This is a genomic window from Rheinheimera sp. WS51, assembly GCF_050936095.1.
Classification (GTDB): Bacteria; Pseudomonadota; Gammaproteobacteria; order Enterobacterales; family Alteromonadaceae; genus Alishewanella.
Genome location: NZ_JBOTRC010000014.1, coordinates 1 through 17797 on the forward strand (window position 1 = coordinate 1; position 17797 = coordinate 17797).

General features: G+C 40.8%; 16 protein-coding genes and 1 tRNA gene. 9 read left to right on the forward strand and 8 right to left on the reverse strand.

Going from position 1 to position 17797, the window contains the following annotated elements:
* Nucleotides 1-771: 771 nt before the first annotated feature.
* The 3 genes from ACRCA4_RS13055 to ACRCA4_RS13065 form a co-directional block, all read right to left on the reverse strand.
* A tRNA-Val gene (locus tag ACRCA4_RS13055) sits at nt 772-848 on the reverse strand.
* Nucleotides 849-973: 125 nt separating this feature from the next.
* Nucleotides 974-1984 carry a DUF3080 family protein gene (locus tag ACRCA4_RS13060; RefSeq protein WP_433189372.1) on the reverse strand — a complete coding sequence of 337 codons (1011 nt, stop codon included), beginning with the start codon at nt 1982-1984 and terminating at the stop codon, nt 974-976.
* A complete protein-coding gene (locus tag ACRCA4_RS13065) occupies nt 1950-3335 on the reverse strand; it encodes an MATE family efflux transporter (RefSeq protein ID WP_433189375.1) in 1386 nt (461 codons plus the stop codon). The genes ACRCA4_RS13060 and ACRCA4_RS13065 overlap by 35 nt, the downstream gene beginning before the upstream one ends.
* A gap of 49 nt (nt 3336-3384) precedes the next feature.
* Between ACRCA4_RS13065 and ACRCA4_RS13070 the strand changes: the two genes are divergently transcribed.
* A complete protein-coding gene (locus ACRCA4_RS13070) occupies nt 3385-4008 on the forward strand; it encodes a riboflavin synthase subunit alpha (RefSeq protein ID WP_433189377.1) in 624 nt (207 codons plus the stop codon).
* A 2-nt stretch (nt 4009-4010) separates the two neighbouring features.
* Here ACRCA4_RS13070 and ACRCA4_RS13075 read toward each other — a convergent pair whose 3' ends face one another.
* Both ACRCA4_RS13075 and ACRCA4_RS13080 read right to left on the reverse strand, forming a co-directional pair.
* Nucleotides 4011-4205, reverse strand: coding sequence for a CPXCG motif-containing cysteine-rich protein (locus ACRCA4_RS13075; RefSeq protein WP_433189380.1), 195 nt, complete (start codon nt 4203-4205; stop codon nt 4011-4013).
* A 19-nt stretch (nt 4206-4224) separates the two neighbouring features.
* Nucleotides 4225-4986, reverse strand: coding sequence for a pteridine reductase (locus ACRCA4_RS13080; RefSeq protein ID WP_433189382.1), 762 nt, complete (start codon nt 4984-4986; stop codon nt 4225-4227).
* Between the two features lie 311 nt (nt 4987-5297).
* Here ACRCA4_RS13080 and thrS point away from each other — a divergent pair, with 311 nt between their 5' ends.
* The 4 genes from thrS to rplT all read left to right on the forward strand — a co-directional run bounded on the left by thrS (nt 5298) and on the right by rplT (nt 8474).
* Entirely contained in the window at nt 5298-7208 is a 1911-nt protein-coding gene (gene thrS / locus ACRCA4_RS13085; protein ID WP_433189384.1) for a threonine--tRNA ligase, read from the forward strand.
* 42 nt (nt 7209-7250) lie between these two features.
* Nucleotides 7251-7793, forward strand: a complete 543-nt coding sequence (gene infC / locus ACRCA4_RS13090; protein WP_433189492.1) for a translation initiation factor IF-3 — start codon at nt 7251-7253, stop codon at nt 7791-7793.
* Nucleotides 7794-7903: 110 nt separating this feature from the next.
* The gene (gene rpmI, locus ACRCA4_RS13095; RefSeq protein ID WP_433189387.1) at nt 7904-8101 is read left to right on the forward strand and encodes a 50S ribosomal protein L35; all 198 of its coding nucleotides are present in this window, start codon (nt 7904-7906) and stop codon (nt 8099-8101) included.
* Between the two features lie 16 nt (nt 8102-8117).
* Complete coding sequence (gene rplT, locus ACRCA4_RS13100) at nt 8118-8474, forward strand: 50S ribosomal protein L20 (protein ID WP_433189390.1); 357 nt, start codon at nt 8118-8120, stop codon at nt 8472-8474.
* 65 nt (nt 8475-8539) lie between these two features.
* Here rplT and ACRCA4_RS13105 read toward each other — a convergent pair whose 3' ends face one another.
* The 3 genes from ACRCA4_RS13105 to upp form a co-directional block, all read right to left on the reverse strand.
* The gene (locus tag ACRCA4_RS13105) at nt 8540-9658 is read right to left on the reverse strand and encodes an META domain-containing protein (RefSeq protein ID WP_433189393.1); all 1119 of its coding nucleotides are present in this window, start codon (nt 9656-9658) and stop codon (nt 8540-8542) included.
* Nucleotides 9659-9726: 68 nt separating this feature from the next.
* Nucleotides 9727-10608, reverse strand: coding sequence for an alpha/beta hydrolase (locus tag ACRCA4_RS13110; RefSeq protein ID WP_433189495.1), 882 nt, complete (start codon nt 10606-10608; stop codon nt 9727-9729).
* Nucleotides 10609-10694: 86 nt separating this feature from the next.
* The gene (gene upp, locus ACRCA4_RS13115) at nt 10695-11321 is read right to left on the reverse strand and encodes a uracil phosphoribosyltransferase (RefSeq protein ID WP_433189396.1); all 627 of its coding nucleotides are present in this window, start codon (nt 11319-11321) and stop codon (nt 10695-10697) included.
* Between the two features lie 223 nt (nt 11322-11544).
* On the opposite strand from upp, the gene ACRCA4_RS13120 reads away from it, so the two are divergent.
* The 4 genes from ACRCA4_RS13120 (at nt 11545) to ACRCA4_RS13135 (ending at nt 17786) form a co-directional block, all read left to right on the forward strand.
* Nucleotides 11545-13710: a S9 family peptidase gene (locus ACRCA4_RS13120; RefSeq protein WP_433189398.1), complete on the forward strand. Its 2166-nt coding sequence runs from the start codon at nt 11545-11547 to the stop codon at nt 13708-13710.
* A 140-nt stretch (nt 13711-13850) separates the two neighbouring features.
* Nucleotides 13851-14537: a TetR/AcrR family transcriptional regulator gene (locus tag ACRCA4_RS13125; protein WP_433189401.1), complete on the forward strand. Its 687-nt coding sequence runs from the start codon at nt 13851-13853 to the stop codon at nt 14535-14537.
* A 1-nt stretch (nt 14538) separates the two neighbouring features.
* Complete coding sequence (locus ACRCA4_RS13130) at nt 14539-16842, forward strand: acyl-CoA dehydrogenase (protein ID WP_433189404.1); 2304 nt, start codon at nt 14539-14541, stop codon at nt 16840-16842.
* Nucleotides 16843-17021: 179 nt separating this feature from the next.
* A complete protein-coding gene (locus ACRCA4_RS13135; protein WP_433189407.1) occupies nt 17022-17786 on the forward strand; it encodes a PEP-CTERM/exosortase system-associated acyltransferase in 765 nt (254 codons plus the stop codon).
* Nucleotides 17787-17797 lie beyond the last annotated feature (11 nt).

A 17797-nucleotide genomic window follows, 5' to 3' on the forward strand; every position in this document is an offset into this window, starting at 1 on the left:
ATTCATATTATTTTATGGGGTAGTTACACCCCCAAAAAAGCATGCCAATTATATCAGAACTCATATAAACCTCCTTTTAATTAGTGATTCAGATTAATGTTAAAGCTTGGGAAGATCAATATGAAAAGCCCCTAACTAACGGGGCTTACAACTGCTTTTTAAATAGTTCGGATGTAATTTTAAAAAAATTTTCTAAGCCGACCAATTTTCACTAACCTCTTTAACTTTTCTTCATCGTTATCCCTATGTATAGAGTTAACTTGTTCGTTGTGACAATACAAGTCTAAGTTTAAATAAATGGGCGGCTCTTTGATTCCCTGATCTATAAATTTCTGAATATCTTCATCCATGCAATTAACCATCAAGTATAAAACCATTGCAGATATGACCAATTTTTGCATTTTATTGTGGCTAAATTAAGGCACAACAGACTGTTTATTTATGGTGGTGGTCAAGAAAAAGTTTTCAGAGATTTCTTATTTTAGGCACCGAAAATTGTTATGGATTTTGAGGTGGTGGTCACAAAAAAATTGCTAGGGTGGTGGTCAAAATTTAATTTTTTATAATTAGTCAAAAACGGCTTTGGGCACTTGGGCACAGATTCGGGCACAACTGGAGAAAAAATGAGCTGAAATTTCGGTTTGTTTAAGAAAATTTAACGCGAGAAAGGCGTGAGAAAGATTAAATATGCTAAATAACTCTTGTTACTTTTGTGCTTGTTTTCAGTAGGTGACTGAGATTGACTAGAATTAGAAAGAAGAGAAATAAAATTGGTGCGTCCTAGTGGACTCGAACCACCGACCCCCACCATGTCAAGGTGGTGCTCTAACCAGCTGAGCTAAGGACGCACATTTTTGATATTGCTTGTTGCCTGTCGGCGAACAACCGCGGCTATGTTAGGTTGCTGCTGAGTTAATGGCAAGTGTTTTTATATAATTTAAGCTTGTTTGGTGTATTTTTAAACACTAAAGCGTTAATTAGCAGCGCCTTGTAGCTGGATGGGACAAGTGCGACTAAGGTGTTGCCACCAAGTAACGTGGTCTTTAAGTTGTTGCCGCATAGTGGTGTGGCTTGTTATAAAGCGTTGTTCAATCATGGGGTAGAGCTGGCTTTGTTTATAAAGTGAGGTTAATAGCGGTGCTAGCTGTTGTTGAAATTGGTCAAGCTGGCCTAGGTAAACCTGCACTTTAGCGAGATAATATTTTTGAAACACATTCGCTAATATAGTTAGCTGCTCGGTTTCGCGTTGGTTGGGGCAGAGCGATGGTGCAGTATTCGCTTGCACTAGACTATTGAGCTGCGCTAATTGTTGGCTGCTGACTCTTAGGCTGTATTGCAAGCGGCCAATAAAGTTATATTGATAGAGTAACTGTAGTTGCTGTTCAATATTAATGGCACTGGCTTGTGACCAGTTTTTGTTGTCAATATGGGTTTTCAGTTGTTGTAGTTGGCTTAGGGCTTGCCATGTTTCGGTAAAGCCAGCAGCTTGTAAGGCTAAGGTTTTTGATGAGCCTAATAGCTCTTTTCTAATCGTGCTGTCGGTTTGCAGCATGTTTTGCCATGCATTGTGGATATCGGCTTGTTTTTCATTATAAGCCTGCTGCAAGCTGGACTCTAGTTGGCTGTCTTGCCAAGTATGTTGTAAGCAGTTTTCTAATGCGGTTAATAAGCGCAGTTCGTAATTTAATAACTTACTCGGGCTATATAGTCGGCCTAAGCTGCTATTGCGCTCGCCTATTAGCTGATCTAAACCGCATTGCCTCGTTGCGTAGGCGTCAGATAAATTAATACGAATATCGCTAGGGCTACGCTTTAAATCACGCACGGCAACTAAAGGCTCAACAGGCGCTAAGCTTATTGGTTTATGCTGTTGCTTTAGTACTCTATTAAGCCGTTGTTGATAGTCTTTTAACGCGGCTTCACCGCTATTATCACTACAAGCTACTAAGCTAATGAGCAGAAGTGGCAATAGCAATGCCTTCATTTTCTAACCTTTTTAATGTTTTAATTAAAGTATAGGCCATTAGCATTGCCGCAACAGATAAGCCTGCGATAATGCCAATCCAGAAGCCGCGAGCGCCCATCGCGGGCACTATCCAATCGGTTAGCCCCAGTATAGCACCCAAGCCAAAGCCAATAGGCCAGTAGGATACTAAGGTGATATAAAATACGGCTTTAGTATGTTTTAAACCGCGTAGGGCACAGGCTGATACAACTTGTATGGCATCAGACAACTGATAAAAACAGGCTAAAATAAGTAGGCTGCTAGCTAATGCGATCACTGCTGGATCGGGGGAGTATAGCTTAGCAATATGATGGCGAAGTAAAAAGGTTAAGCTGGCAATTACAAATGACATGGTTACGGCTAACACAACAGCGGTAGAAATAGATTTTTTTAACTCTTTTAGGTTTGCTTGGCCAACCAAATGGCCCACTCTTATGGTCGTCGCTAAGCCTAAACTCAACGGTAACATAAATACGATGCCGCTATAATTTTGAGCAATTTGATGGCCTGCAACCATAATAGGGCCTAAATGGACTATGGCTAATGGAATGCAGGCAAAGAGGGTAACTTCAAAAAATAATGAAAAGGCTATAGGAGTACCAATAGTGATAATTTGCCAGCAGTCTTTGAAGTTCACTTTATAGCTTTCAGGGCGTTGCCGATATTGCCGTGAACTTTTATTAAACCAAGCGTAAATCATAATAGCGATAAACATAGCGACAAAAACTAAAGCGGTTGCGATACCACAGCCAGCACCACCTAAAGCGGGCATGCCTAGCTTGCCATAAATAAAGATGTAGTTAGCCGGAATGTTAACTAGGATACCAACAAAGCTGATCCACATGCTGGCTGTAGTATTACCTATGCCTTCAAAAAAGCTGCGCATAACCATATAACCGGCAGCAGGGAATAAGCCAAAGCTAACATAATATAAGTAATCTAATGATTTTTGCCTAAGCTCGGGTTCCATTTGCAGTAAGTCGATAGGCACATGAACAAACAGCATAACCAGAAATAACGCTATGGCTAAGGCCATAGCTAAATATAAAGCTTGTAGGGTGAAGTGGGTTACTGGCTTATGCTGTTTACTGCCGTAATATTGCGCGACTATAGGTGTTAATGCCAATATTAAGCCTTGCATGGTTAAAATTACGGGTAGCCATAAGCCTGAGGCAACAGCGATGGCTGCCATATCGACGGCGCTGTAACGACCCGCCATAACCGTATCAACAAAATACATTAACGTTTGGGTTAGCTGGGCTAACACAATAGGGCCGGAGAGTTTTAATATGGTTCTGGCTTCAAACCGAGAAAAGGGTAACATAGTCATTTTTGCTTAATACCTATAATAGCGCGCAATGTAGCACAAGAGAGAGAACATGTTTACTGGAATAGTACAAACCAAAGCTTTGGTAACAGAAATTCACGACCAAGGGCAATTTCGCCGACTAACCTTGAGTGTTGCTGTAGCGTTTTTAGAAAAATTAAGCCGAGGCGCGAGTATTGCTATTAATGGTGTTTGCTTAACTGTAACCGACTTTGATCCCGCCGCAGGTTGGGTTTGCTTTGATGTTATAGCCGAAACATTAGCTAAAACTAACTTAGGCTTAATTACGCCACAACAGCAAGTGAACTTTGAGCGCTCGCTCACCTTTGGTAGTGAAATAGGTGGCCATATTGTGTCGGGCCATATTCAAACCACCGCAACGCTTGTAGAGTTAGTTAAAGATAATAACAACTGTTTTATGCGCTTAGCCGTAGCGGCTGAATTTATGCCGTATATTTTAAGTAAAGGCTTTATTGCGGTCGAAGGTTGCAGCTTAACTGTAGGCGAGGTGCATGCTGATGGCTTTAATTTGCATTTAATACCCGAAACGCTAGCAATAACAACGCTGGGGCAAAAGCAATTGAATGATAAGCTTAATATTGAGCTAGATCAGCAAACTCAAACCATAATAAAAACCGTTGAGCGGGTCATGGCTCAGCGCTTTAAACAAGTTTAATATTAGTAATACTGTTCGTCATCAGCGTCTATAAAAACTTGAATACTGCGGTGCTGATCATCTTTATGCACCTTAATATGAATTGGATTGCAGCAATTACTGCAATCCTCTACATAATCTTGGTCGTCGTCGGTCACTTCAATTGTTAACTGCATATGGTAGCCGCAAAAGGGGCAATCGATGTTGCGATTTAACATAGTGCTCTCCTAAGCTTAGTTAAGCTTTATTGGCCCCACCTAAACTACGACCGCCATCAACAGCAATAATTTGGCCTGTAATATAGGGAGCCTGAATTAAAAATAGCAGAGTTTTGGCAATATCCAATGGTTCGCCTAAGCGATTTAGCGGTACCTGCTGCAAAATTGCCGTTTTATCGTTCTCTGCTAATGCTGGTGCGTTATCGCTTGGCCACAAAATAGCCCCAGGCGCTATGCCATTAACGCGAATGGTTGGGGCTAATTCACGAGCAAGCGACTTTGTCATCATTTTTAAGGCTGCCTTAGCCATACAATAAATACTGTGCTCTTGCAGCGGCTTGTCGGCATGGATATCTACCATATTAATAATTACGCCATTACGCTTAGTTAGCTCTGGCACTAGGGCCTGACTTAAAAAGTAAGGCGCTTTTACATTACTGCCAAATAAATCCAACCAATGCTCATCGGTTGCTTGGTTTAAAGGGGTAGGGTAAAAGCTAGATGCATTGTTTACCAAAACATCTATTCGATTAAAGCAGGCAAGGGCCTTTTGTGCTAACCCATGAATTTGTTCTTTTACGAGTAAGTTAGCGGTTACTACTTTAGCGCTGTTGCGGCGTTGTTGGTTTAATTGCTCGGCTAAGGCATTAGCAGCATCAACCGACTGATGACAGTGAATAATAACGTTATAGCCCGCTTGATGAAGGGTTAGGATCATTTGCCGACCAAGTCGTTTGGCGCTGCCAGTAATTAAAGCGACAGCATGCTGATTTGTATGCATAAAGGGATATCCTGAGTGAAAATAATAATGCCATTATATAACAGCATAAGGCGGCTTATGCATAAAGCCTAGCCCAGGCTAGAGAATGACGGGATATTTGCTAGAAACAGCTTTAGTTAGCACCAGCTTAGCTGGTAGATATAAGCATAATATGCTATGGTGGCGCTTCACCATAAAATTATTTCAGTTAGTATGCCCGGTTTATCAAATGGCTTCTTGTATAAGCCATCAATTGATTTACTGCATAGTAACTGTTCTATTGTTTAACAAGTGTCCCTTGGTGTGGGCCACCACTGTATTAAGGAAGTAGCATGCCAGTTATTACACTGCCTGATGGCAGCCAGCGCTCGTTTGATCACGCCGTTTCAGTTTTAGATGTTGCCAAAGATATTGGTCCAGGTTTAGCCAAAGCGACTATTGCCGGTAAGGTAAATGGCCAACTAGTTGATGCTTGTGAAAGCATAGAATCGGATGCCAGCTTAAGCATTATTACAGCTAAAGATGAAGCGGGTATTGAGATTATACGCCACTCTTGTGCGCATTTATTAGGCCATGCTATTAAGCAACTTTGGCCAAATGTAAAAATGGCTATTGGTCCTGTAATAGACAACGGTTTTTATTACGATATCGACTTAGACCGCCCTTTAACAACGGAAGACTTAGCGACGCTTGAGACGCGAATGAAAGAACTTGCGAAAACAGAGTATGATGTTGTTAAGCATAAAGTGAGCTGGCAAGAAGCCTACGACACCTTTAAAGCCCGTGGTGAAACCTATAAGTTAGAAATTTTAGAGCAAAACGTTAGCCGTGATGACAAACCAGGCTTGTATCATCATGAAGAATATATTGATATGTGCCGTGGCCCTCACGTGCCGAATATGCGTTTTTGCCAACACTTTAAATTAATGAAGTTTGCCGGCGCCTACTGGCGTGGCGACTCTAACAATAAAATGCTTCAGCGTATCTATGGTACCGCTTGGGCAGACAAAAAACAGTTAGCCGCGTATTTATTACAGTTAGAAGAAGCTGAAAAACGTGATCACCGTAAAATAGGCAAAGCCTTAAACTTATTCCACTGGCAAGAAGAAGCGCCAGGTATGGTGTTCTGGCATAACGATGGTTGGACTATCTATACTGAGTTAGAACGTTTTGTACGTGAAAAGCTTCGCTCTTACGATTATGACGAAGTGAAAGGTCCGTTAATGATGGATCGCACCTTATGGGAAAAGTCAGGTCACTGGGATAAATTTGCCGACAGCATGTTTACTACCGAGTCGGAAAAGCGTGAATATGCTATTAAACCGATGAACTGCCCAGGTCACGTACAAATTTTTAATCAAGGTCTAAAATCGTACCGCGACTTACCCTTGCGTATGGCTGAGTTTGGTTGTTGTCATCGTAATGAACCATCAGGTTCGCTGCATGGTTTAATGCGCGTGCGAGGCTTTACGCAAGATGATGCCCATATTTTCTGTACTGAAGAACAAATTGTTGCTGAAGTGGGCGGCTGCATTGATATGGTATACGAAACCTACAGAACTTTTGGTTTTGAAAACATTGAAGTAAAACTATCAACGCGCCCTGAAAAGCGTGTTGGCTCAGATGAAATTTGGGATAAGTCTGAAAAAGCCTTAGCTGAAGTATTAAATGCTAAAAATATTGAATTTGCTTACTTACATGGTGAAGGTGCTTTTTACGGCCCGAAAATTGAATTTACATTGCATGATTGCTTAGGCAGAGCGTGGCAATGTGGTACAGTGCAGTTAGATTTCTCAATGCCAACTCGTTTAGGCGCAACTTATATCGCCGAAAGTGGTGAAAGACAAACGCCTGTAATGATTCACCGTGCAATTTTAGGATCATTAGAGCGTTTTATTGGTATACTGATTGAAGAATACGCGGGACAATTCCCAACTTGGTTAGCACCAAATCAAGTTGTGGTGATGAATATTACTGATAATCAAGCCGAATATGTGCAAGAATTAGTGAAAAAATTCAAATCTCATGGAATTAGAGTCATAAGTGACTTGAGAAATGAGAAAATAGGCTTTAAAATCCGCGAACACACGCTGAAGCGTATTCCTTATCTTGCCGTTGTTGGTGATAAAGAAATGGAATCAGGTGAAATAGCTCTGAGAACGCGAAAAGGCGAAGACTTAGGTAAAATGACTATTCAAGCTTTTGTTGATAAAATCACAGCTGAAATAGCAGACCGAGTCTGACACAATAGTGTCGTATAAGAATAATTTCTGGAGGAACATACTATTAAAGTAGGAAAGAAAACATTACCGGCCAACCGTCCTAATAGGATAAACGATGAAATTAACCTGCCTGAAGTGCGGTTAATTGGTATGGAAGGTGAGCAGCTGGGTATCGTAACGACGGCTGAAGCGATTCGGTTAGCTGGTGAAGCTGCTGCTGATTTAGTAGAAATTAGCCCGACAGCTGAGCCGCCAGTTTGTAAGTTGATGGACTACGGTAAGTTCCTGTTCGAAAAGAGTAAAGCTCTTAAAGAACAAAAGAAGAAGCAAAAACAGATCCAGATTAAGGAAATTAAATTCCGACCTGGAACTGATGAAGGCGATTACCAGGTAAAACTACGCAACCTGCGTCGCTTCATAGAAGAGGGTGACAAAGCTAAAGTAACGCTACGCTATCGTGGTCGTGAAATGGCGCATACTGAGATAGGCATTGAGATGTTAAATCGTATTAAAGAAGATTTATCAGACATTGCCGTGTGCGAATCTTTCCCTTCACGGGTGGAAGGTCGTCAAATGATCATGATGCTGGCCCCAAACAAGAAGTAATAGGGCATTCAAGAATAAATAAAAGCTTTGACATCAGTTTATACTGATGTCTTAGTGTTTATTTATCGCCTTATTATTCGTTTTAATTTAACAATGCGAGTTTTTAAACTATGCCAAAGATGAAAACCAATAAAGGCGCCGCGAAACGTTTCAAAAAAACGGGTTCTGGTGGCTTTAAACGTAAGCAATCTCACCTTCGCCACATTTTGACGAAGAAGTCTTCTAAGCGTAAGCGTCAGTTAGGTCCAAAAACCTTAGTCGCTAAAGTTGACGTAGCGGGTATCGCCCGTTGCATGCCATACGCATAATAATTAGGAGTCTGACATGCCAAGAGTAAAACGTGGTGTAACGGCGCGCGCGCGCCATAAGAAGGTGTTAAACCAGGCTAAAGGTTACTACGGTGCCCGCAGTCGTGTTTATCGTGTTGCTTTCCAGGCTGTAATTAAAGCCGGCCAATATGCTTACCGTGACCGTCGTCAACGTAAGCGTCAATTCCGTCAATTGTGGATTGCGCGTATCAACGCAGCATCTCGCATGAACGGTTTGACATATAGTCGCTTCATTGCTGGCTTGAAAAAAGCTTCGATTGAAATCGATCGTAAGATTTTAGCTGATATCGCTGTATACGATAAAGTGGCATTTACTGCACTTGTTGGTAAAGCGAAAGAAGCATTAGCTTAAGTTATTTAAGCTATTAAAAAGGCACCCTAGGGTGCCTTTTTTAATGCCTGCTTTTAGGTAAGCTATTAGTTTTTAGCTACCGAAAACTGAAGAACCACGCGGTTATTTCTAAATAACTGCAATTTGTTGCCATTAACTTCAGCTCGTTCTGCATTTTGCAGGTTTTCTAAAAAGCGCTGCTCTTCTTTATTGCCTGTGGCACACATTTTACGGGTGCTAGCAAGTGGCTGAATGCTTAACTGGTTAGCTTGTTGCTGATATTTACCGCTAAAATTATTACAGCCTGAGAAGCCGTACACAGTGTCATCTGCTGTAAATACGACTTTAATATTTAATTGGCTAGGAATTTTAGTATTGGAAAATTGGTTAGCGCGCCAAACGATCCCTTTAAAATTATCAGGAGTGACATCTTTAGCACAGTGGGCACCTGGCCAGAACTGATCAAAGGAGTCAATAAATAACTGGTTTGAATGATCGTCTTGTCCTTTACGGCCGGTCAGTGTGGCTATGACGGCTTGATTTTTAAACTTATGATTTTGCTGGTATTGACGCATTACCGGTAGGTGATGCTGGGTATTGGCTAACGTATAAGCGTCACCCGTTGCACAACTTGTAAAGGTAGCTACGTTGTTAGTAAGCTGATAACGGCCTAACATGGTTTGGCGGGTATCTAACTTTTTAAATTCAGTTTCGCGCTGAAGTTGGTATAAATTGTTAGTAATAGGCTTACCATTTAAGCCTAACATGGTTATTGTTGTTGGCGATGCAAAGTGAAAGCCGGGTAAGTTTTCTTGTTGGTTCACTAAGTGTAGATTTTGATTGTCTAATAGCCAGATCCCTTTAACTATGTTGACAAAGTCGCGCTCTAAATACTCTTGACGTACTTCAAAACGGCCATCACGAAATAAATTGATATGATAACTAATACCTGGGCAATCAGCACATGGTAAGGTGCCAATAAAAGACATATCGCTATCAATAGTTATAAGGATGGGCTCAACTGCAGCTTCTGATGTTTCAAGGCTTGCATCTGCTGTCTGTGCAGTATCAGGCATTGGTTGGCCGCTAGACGTTGCCTGTTCGGGTTCAGATTTATTTACCTGAGCAGGAGAAGCGTTGTCTACTGGAGGTAGTGGTGTACAAGCGGATAATAATAGCGCACTGAATAATAAACGCTTTTTCATCTGAAGTTCCTGAATTAAAATTTTGCTAATTATATCGGAAATAAACAGAGGTATTAACTGTTAATTACCTATTTAGAGATAGAATTGATAATTAATCGTATCTTGTCTGCACTTGCTTTAGGGTGTTGCTGCATAAAACAATGATCACCATCGACTTGTTGTATGCTTACTGCTGAATTACGTTTTTGCCATTTAGTTACTGCGCTGGTAATAAAACTATAACTTTGCTTAGCATAGAGCACAAATACCGGCGGGCAAGGCTGCGCAAGTTGTTGCCATAACTGTTTGGGATAGGATGAAAAAATATCGGCTTCACGTTCAGGTAAACACTTTAAACTTAAGCCTTCAGCAGAGGGTTTAAGTGCGTGGTCAATATAGGCTGCGAGTGACTCTGGCTGCCAATGTTTAAATAAACCTCTGTTTTTAAAGTAGCTAAGGGCGGTGTCTCTATCTGGCCAGTGTTGTCTGCGCCGTAACGCGGCTTTAGCTAGTGGGTTTTTGTGGTACAGTTTAATCCCACTTAGGGTTGCCATTACCGTAATCATCGCGGGGGTAAAGAGTACCGGATCAAGCAAAATAATGGCATTAAAAGGGCTTGGCTGTTGGCTATGGATTAATGCCGTTAATACACCACCAAAGCTGTGGCCAAGGCCATAAGTTGCGACATTAGGGTATAAATTAGCATGAGCAAGCCAAGCTTCTTTAGCAAACTCTGCGCTTAGGTTCCAACCAATAAAACTGCCGCCGTGATCGCTATCACCATGGCCTTGGGCGTCAGATAAAAACAAATCAAAATCAGCGGCTAGCTGTTGCAGCATAGGCTGATACATAGCGCTGCAAAAACCATTACCATGTAGTACATGTAAAACGGGTTTACCGCTTGGCTCGCTGCGATAGCCTCTTAGCGTAAAGCCCATTCGCGTTGTAAAAGACCAAGGCGTTAATTGCATCAATTGTATTCCTTAAACCAAGATAAGTTTATTGTTATAAAGCCCATTATATTGGCTTTAACGGCTAACTTGAATGCGCCTAATGGTTATTTAGTACCAAATAGCTTATCACCGGCATCACCTAAACCTGGCAAAATATAACCCTGTTCATTTAGTCCTTGATCTATAGCTGCAGTGTATAAAGCGACGTCAGGATGCGCTTTTTCTAAAGCGGCAATCCCCTCAGGTGCAGCAACTAATATCAAGGCTTTTATATGTTTAGCACCATGTTGCTTTAATAGGTCGATAGTGGCTATTAGTGAGCCACCGGTGGCTAACATAGGATCTATGACTATTGAGATCCGCTGATCAATATCTGCTGCCAGCTTATTAAAGTAGGAAACAGGTTGTAAGGTTTCTTCATCTCGATAAATACCGACGACACTAATGCGGGCGCTAGGTAATAGCTCTAATACACCGTCTAACATGCCTAATCCGGCCCGTAGTATTGGCACTATAGTGACCTTTTTACCTTGAATACGCTGCACTTCAATAGGACCATTCCAGCTTTGAATGGTCGCAGTTTCAGTATCAAAGTCTTTAGTCGCTTCATAAGTAAGCAGGCTTCCTAGTTCACTGGCTAATTGCCTAAATTGCCGGGTACTAATATCGGCAGCACGTAATAGACCAATTTTATGTTTAACTAGGGGGTGATTTACTTCTACCAATTTCATGTTTTTGTTATCCTCGAGCTATATTACTTAGCGTGCTACTGTCATGTTAGTCAGATTGATAAGAAACGCTACTATTGAGCAGTAAAGCCGTTTAGGCTAATGCATTATACAAAAGCAAACAAATTTAAATGATCATCTTAATAATAACCATAAATGGGATATAAAAATGCGAATTAATATAGCTGGCTATCTATTTGCAGTATTTTTGTTAATTGGAGGGACAATGGCGCAAGCAACACAATTAGAATTAGCCCGATTATTTGCAGATCCTGCTTTAAGCGGTACGACCCCTCGCTCTTTGTCTATGGCACCAGATGGTAGCCGTGTGACCTATTTAAAGGGGAAGGCTGAAGACGCTGATAGGTTAGACCTATGGGAGTATCACATTAAAGATGCAGCGCATAGGTTGTTGGTTGATGCTGATGGCTTAGTCTCAGGGGCAGAAGTATTATCGGATGAAGAAAAAGCGCGCCGGGAAAGAATGCGTTTATTTGCCTCTGGCATTATTAGTTATAGCTGGTCCAAAAATAGTGATGCCTTATTGTTCCCATTAAATGGTGATCTTTATTATTACCAATTAAGTACGGCTAAGGCGAAAAAGCTTACCGACACCGATGAATTTGAAACTGATGCTAGCATTTCGCCTACAGGTAAAAAAGTGGCCTTTATACGCCAGCAAAACCTGTATATTTTAGATATTGCCACAGGTAAAGAAACCCAGCTAACCCACGATGGTGGTGGTGTTATTAAAAATGGGATGGCCGAATTTGTCGCCCAAGAAGAAATGGATCGGATGACCGGCTATTGGTGGTCGCCTGATGATAGCAAAATTGCTTTTACCCGTATTGATGAAAGTGCAGTAGCCGAAGTGGTGCGTAATGAAATTTACGCCGATGAAATAAAGCTATTTAATCAGCGCTATCCTTATACAGGTACGGCGAATGTTAGTATTAAACTTGGCGTGATTGATCTTAATACGGCAAAAACGACTTGGATCTCGCATGGTGAAAATGACGATATTTATCTACCACGGGTGAAGTGGACAGACTCTAGCCGTTATCTAAGCTATCAATGGCAAAATAGACAGCAACAACAGTTAGAGCTGCGTTTAGTTGACTTAGCCAACAATAACCAACAGCAAACCTTAGTAACCGAGCACAGTGATACTTGGTTGAATTTACATCATGACTTGTATTTTTTGAACAAAAACAGCGGCTTTATTTGGGCCTCAGAGCGTGATGGTTTTAAGCATTTATATCATTACGACTTTAGCGGTAAGCTTATTCGTCAGTTAACACAAGGCGACTGGGTGGTGGATGAAGTCGCTGCAATTGATGAAGCTAAAGGCTTGCTTTATTTTAGCGGCCGCAAAGACACGCCATTAGAGCGCCATTTATATCAAGTTAGTTTAAAAAGTGCGGATATTAAGCGCTTAACTGAAGCTAATTATGATCATGCTGTGGTTATGCCAAAGCAAGCAAACAGCTTTATTGACAGTTATTCTAATGTCACTACACCTAACAAAGTGGCGCTTAGAGCCTTAGATGGCAAAGTTCTTACTTGGTTAGAGCAAAACAAGCTTAACGCGCAACATCCACTTACACCTTACCATAGCGATTTAGTGGCGCCTAAATTTGGTACGCTTAAGGCTGAAGATGGTCAAATATTACATTATCGGTTATTTGCCCCTAAGCAATTTAAGAAGGGTAAACAGTACCCTGTTATTGTTAGTGTTTATGGTGGACCCCATGCCCAACGGGTAACTAATAGTTGGAGTGCGCGAGATCTCTATTTACATTATTTAGTTCAGCAAGGCTATTTAGTATTTCAGCTAGATAATCGTGGTTCTTATAATAGGGGTAAAGCCTTTGAAGATCCTATTTATAAAAACTTAGCGACGGTAGAAATTGCCGATCAAATTCGTGGCGTAGAGTATCTGCGTACTTTACCTTATGTTGATACTAAACGTATTGGCATCTATGGTCATAGCTATGGTGGCTATATGGCTATCATGGCAATGTTTAAAGCCGGTGATTACTTTGCTGCTGGTGTTTCTGGCGCTCCGGTAACAGATTGGGCTTTATATGATACTCACTACACTGAGCGCTATTTAGGTCATCCTGAGCAAAATGCACAAGGCTATAAACAAAGCGCAGTGTTTCCTTATGCCGATGGCTTAAAAGGTGGCTTACTCATTTATCACGGCATGGCAGATGACAATGTGTTATTTACTCATAGCACTAAGTTATATAAGCAATTACAAGATAAAGGCTTAAGCTTTGAAATGATGAACTATCCAGGCAGCAAGCATTCTATGTTTGGCCAACCAGTACAAACCCATTTACATCAAACGATTACTGAGTTTTTTAATAAACACTTTATGCAGTAATTAAGAAAAATACCAAGCACCTAAGTTACTAACGCTGTAGCTAGGTGTTTGGTATAAGAGTAATAACTCTAGCTAAGCTCTTGACAGCTTGCTTGTTCAAACGTACATTTAAAACACCTGTTTAAAATCTGGTGTGGTTAATGTCGAATAAACAAAATACTCAGCAAAAAATTCTTGATGCTGCGCAAAGTTTGTTTGCTGAAACGGGCTTTAATGGTACCTCTTTACGACAAATTACTAGCTTAGCTGAAGTGAATTTGGCTGCGGTTAATTATCACTTTGGCTCTAAAAAAGAGCTTATTCAAGCTGTTTTGCAACGTTATTTAGTCACTTTAATGCCAAGGTTGGAGCAAGAATTTGCCATACTCTTACAGGCTGATGCTCCGGTATCTTTGTCTAAGGTGTTATCAGTATTTGTACGGCCGTTACTAGAGTTAGAGCAAGTTTATCCAAACGGAACCAGAATATTTCTACAATTACTTGGCCGCAGCTATACTGATGTACAGGGCCATTTGCGTTGGTTTTTCAATCAAAATTACGGTGCAGTGCTTGGCCAATTAACCAAGTTGATGCAACAAGCTTGTCCAGCTTTACCCCCTAGTGAATTATTTTGGCGCTTACATTTTTCACTAGGTACTATTGTTTTTACTATGGCGTCTAATGAAGCACTCACAGAAATTGCTGAAACAGATTTTAATGAAAGCATTGATATTGAAGGCATTATTTTAAGATTGTTGCCTTACTTAACGGCAGCCATCGCTGCTCCCCCCCCAATTGTTAGTCAAATAAGTCAAGCCTCGCCAATATTGGCAAGCGAAGGAAGGTAATATGGTTGTGTTAATTATTTTATTAGTTGTAATCGCAGTGATTTTTGGCGTGCCAGATATACGACAAAAACTGATCACTAAACCAATATTCACGGTATTTAAGCGCATATTACCGCCGTTGTCAGATACTGAGCGTGAGGCAATGGAAGCCGGCGACGTTTGGTGGGATGGCGAGCTATTTAAAGGGAATCCTGATTGGAAAACTTTACATAGTTATCCAAAAGCTGAGCTTACTGCTACGGAACAAGCTTTTATGGATAATCAGGTTGAAACCTTATTAAAGATGCTTGATGACTATGAAATTGTTCAAGAGCAGCGCGATTTACCGCAAGAAGTATGGGACTACATAAAAAGTGAAGGCTTTTTTGCCATGATTATTCCTAAGTCTTATGGGGGACGGGAGTTTTCAGCTATAGCCAATTCTACTATAGTGTCACGGATAGCGACCCGCAGTATCTCTGCAGCAGTCACCATTATGGTACCTAACTCCTTAGGCCCAGGTGAGCTATTAATGCATTATGGTACAGAAGAGCAAAAGCAACATTGGCTGCCAAGCTTAGCTAAAGGTACCGATGTGCCTTGCTTTGCTTTAACTGGACCTGAAGCAGGATCTGATGCCGGCGCTATTCCTGATTTAGGTATAGTGTGTAAAGGCGAACATAATGGTGAAGAGGTTATTGGGATCCGGCTAAACTGGGATAAACGTTATATTACCTTAGCCCCTATTGCGACTGTGCTTGGCTTAGCCTTTAAATTACATGATCCTGAGGCATTATTAGGTGATAAATCTGACTTAGGTATTACTTGTGCATTAATTCCAACCAATCACCCTGGTGTGGAAATTGGTGATCGCCATTTCCCAATGAACTTAGCCTTTATGAATGGCACTACTTACGGTAAAGATGTATTTATTCCGTTAGATTGGATTATTGGTGGGCCAGATTATGCAGGTCGTGGTTGGCGGATGTTAGTCGAGTGTTTGTCAGCAGGTCGTGGTATTAGCTTACCAGCCTTAGCGACAGCAACCGGTCATTTAGCAACTCGCATGACCAGTGCTTATTGTTATGTTCGCCAGCAATTTGGCTTATCTATTGGTAAGTTTGAAGGTGTGCAAGAGGCAATGGCTCGTATTGGCGGCTTAACTTATAGTTTAGAAGCAATGCGAGTAATGACAGCCGGCTCGATCGATTTAAATTTAAGCCCAGGTGTAGTTACTGCGATTGCCAAGTATCATATGACAGAGATGTCACGGGTTATTATGAACGATGCCTTTGATATTCATGCTGGACGGGCTATTCAATTAGGCCCTAAAAACTATTTAGCCCATGGCTATATGGGGATCCCGGTTGCTATTACGGTTGAAGGTGCGAATATTTTAACTAGAAACCTAATGATATTTGGTCAAGGTGCAACGCGATGTCACCCTTATGTATTAGCTGAGCTAGAAGCTGCTGCTAATCCGGATGCTGATCAAGGTTTAAAACAATTTGATAGCTTATTCATTAAGCATGTAGGTTTTGCTTTAGGTAATACGTTTGGTGCTTTATGGCAAGGCTTAACGGCAGGAGCATTTAATGGCACTCCTGTGTCAGGTGAAACAGCGCGATATTATAAACAACTTAGTCGTATGAGCCGAGGCTTGGCATTAAGTGCTGATTTCTCCATGCTAATTTTAGGTGGTGACTTAAAGCGTCGCGAGATGCTATCTGCTCGCTTAGGCGATGTATTAAGTCAGCTATATATCTCTTCGGCTGTGTTAAAATTCTATGAGGATAATGGCCGTCAGCAATGTGACTTACCTTTTGTTCACTACAGCATTCAATTAGCTTTATTTGAAATTGGCCGTGCTTTTGATGGTTTCTTCGCAAACTTCCCTAATCGTGTAGTGGCTAGATTATTACGGACGTTAATCTTCCCATTCGGTATTGGCTATAAAATGCCAGAAGATCAGGTTGCGGTTGATATATGTAATGCTTTGTCTAAACCGGGAGTTTTACGAGATAGGTTAACCCATTTATGTTATATCGGTGAGACAGAGCAAGATCCTACCGGATTAATGGAGCAAGCCTTTGTTGCTATGTACCAAACGCAACCTTTAATGAAAAAGATATATCAAGCACAAAAAGAAGGTAAGGTAGCTCGTAAACAACCGTTAGTTGATACGATAAACCAAGCGTTAACTGAAAATGTGATTAGCGCTGATGAAGCACAGAAGTTACAAAAAATGAATGGCTTACGTTTTGAAGCTATCAGTGTTGATAGTTTTAAAGCCGAACAATTAAAGGCAACAGGGTTAAAACCATAAGCTAGCTTATAGTTTTAATGGATATTGAATAAAACACCAGCATTTAGCTGGTGTTTTTATTTAAACTGAAAATAAGTTAATTCTGATGTATCAAATATCTATTTATTTGTTACAAAAGACTTAAGAATACAAGAAAATAATCTACACTTAACATTATGATTTAATAGAGTGGACTTCATATGGAAAATGAATCTTTAGCTGCAAACTTTGATCAGTACTTTGAAATCAAATTTGCCGATACAAAAGAATTACGACGAGCGAGTTATCAAATTCGTCATTCAGTCTATTGTGAGGAACTAGGCTGGGAGCCAAAGCAAGATGATGGTTTAGAAACGGATGAGTGCGATGAGTATTCTTTTGCTTTGTTATTGGTACACAAAAGAACAGGCCAATATGCAGGCACAGCAAGGTTAGTTATTCCGCCTCCTAACGGCCCTGATAAGTTACTGCCCTTTGAACAACACTGCTTAGAGTCTATATGGCGTGAAGTGATTGATATGGCTAACTACCCCCGTGGTGGTTTTAGCGAAATATCTCGATTAGCCGTACCTGAGTCTTTTCGCCGTCGTGCAGGCGAAAAGAATACTCCTTTTGTTGTCAATGATATAAGTTTAGACGCTGATGTTTTTTCAGCTGAAGAGCGTCGTAATTTTCCCAATATCGCCATCGGCTTATACCTTAGCATTATAGCATTAGCGAAAATGTGTTTACATTTAGCCATGTTTGTTGTGGTTGAACCTAGATTAAATAAAAGATTGAATAGAATAGGCTTTCTATTTGAGCAAATAGGTGATGAACATGATTTTCATGGCAATAGAGCTTTATTTTATTTACCTAAAGAGAAATTTATTTCGGGCTTGAATCCGGAAATATTAGAACTTTACTATTTATTAGAAGAGCAGTTAAAGAAACAGATGTTTATGCTTCCTTACCTGATTCGATAATAGGATTAACT

What these genes read in the sequence shown, in the direction of transcription:
- ACRCA4_RS13060 (WP_433189372.1), bottom strand. Translation starts at nt 1,984, where the DNA reads ATGAAGGCATTGCTATTGCCACTTCTGCTCATTAGCTTAGTAGCTTGT.
- ACRCA4_RS13065 (WP_433189375.1), bottom strand. Translation starts at nt 3,335, where the DNA reads ATGACTATGTTACCCTTTTCTCGGTTTGAAGCCAGAACCATATTAAAA.
- ACRCA4_RS13070 (WP_433189377.1), top strand. Translation starts at nt 3,385, where the DNA reads ATGTTTACTGGAATAGTACAAACCAAAGCTTTGGTAACAGAAATTCAC.
- ACRCA4_RS13075 (WP_433189380.1), bottom strand. Translation starts at nt 4,205, where the DNA reads ATGTTAAATCGCAACATCGATTGCCCCTTTTGCGGCTACCATATGCAG.
- ACRCA4_RS13080 (WP_433189382.1), bottom strand. Translation starts at nt 4,986, where the DNA reads ATGCATACAAATCAGCATGCTGTCGCTTTAATTACTGGCAGCGCCAAA.
- thrS (WP_433189384.1), top strand. Translation starts at nt 5,298, where the DNA reads ATGCCAGTTATTACACTGCCTGATGGCAGCCAGCGCTCGTTTGATCAC.
- rpmI (WP_433189387.1), top strand. Translation starts at nt 7,904, where the DNA reads ATGCCAAAGATGAAAACCAATAAAGGCGCCGCGAAACGTTTCAAAAAA.
- rplT (WP_433189390.1), top strand. Translation starts at nt 8,118, where the DNA reads ATGCCAAGAGTAAAACGTGGTGTAACGGCGCGCGCGCGCCATAAGAAG.
- ACRCA4_RS13105 (WP_433189393.1), bottom strand. Translation starts at nt 9,658, where the DNA reads ATGAAAAAGCGTTTATTATTCAGTGCGCTATTATTATCCGCTTGTACA.
- ACRCA4_RS13110 (WP_433189495.1), bottom strand. Translation starts at nt 10,608, where the DNA reads ATGCAATTAACGCCTTGGTCTTTTACAACGCGAATGGGCTTTACGCTA.
- upp (WP_433189396.1), bottom strand. Translation starts at nt 11,321, where the DNA reads ATGAAATTGGTAGAAGTAAATCACCCCCTAGTTAAACATAAAATTGGT.
- ACRCA4_RS13120 (WP_433189398.1), top strand. Translation starts at nt 11,545, where the DNA reads ATGGCGCAAGCAACACAATTAGAATTAGCCCGATTATTTGCAGATCCT.
- ACRCA4_RS13125 (WP_433189401.1), top strand. Translation starts at nt 13,851, where the DNA reads ATGTCGAATAAACAAAATACTCAGCAAAAAATTCTTGATGCTGCGCAA.
- ACRCA4_RS13130 (WP_433189404.1), top strand. Translation starts at nt 14,539, where the DNA reads ATGGTTGTGTTAATTATTTTATTAGTTGTAATCGCAGTGATTTTTGGC.
- ACRCA4_RS13135 (WP_433189407.1), top strand. Translation starts at nt 17,022, where the DNA reads ATGGAAAATGAATCTTTAGCTGCAAACTTTGATCAGTACTTTGAAATC.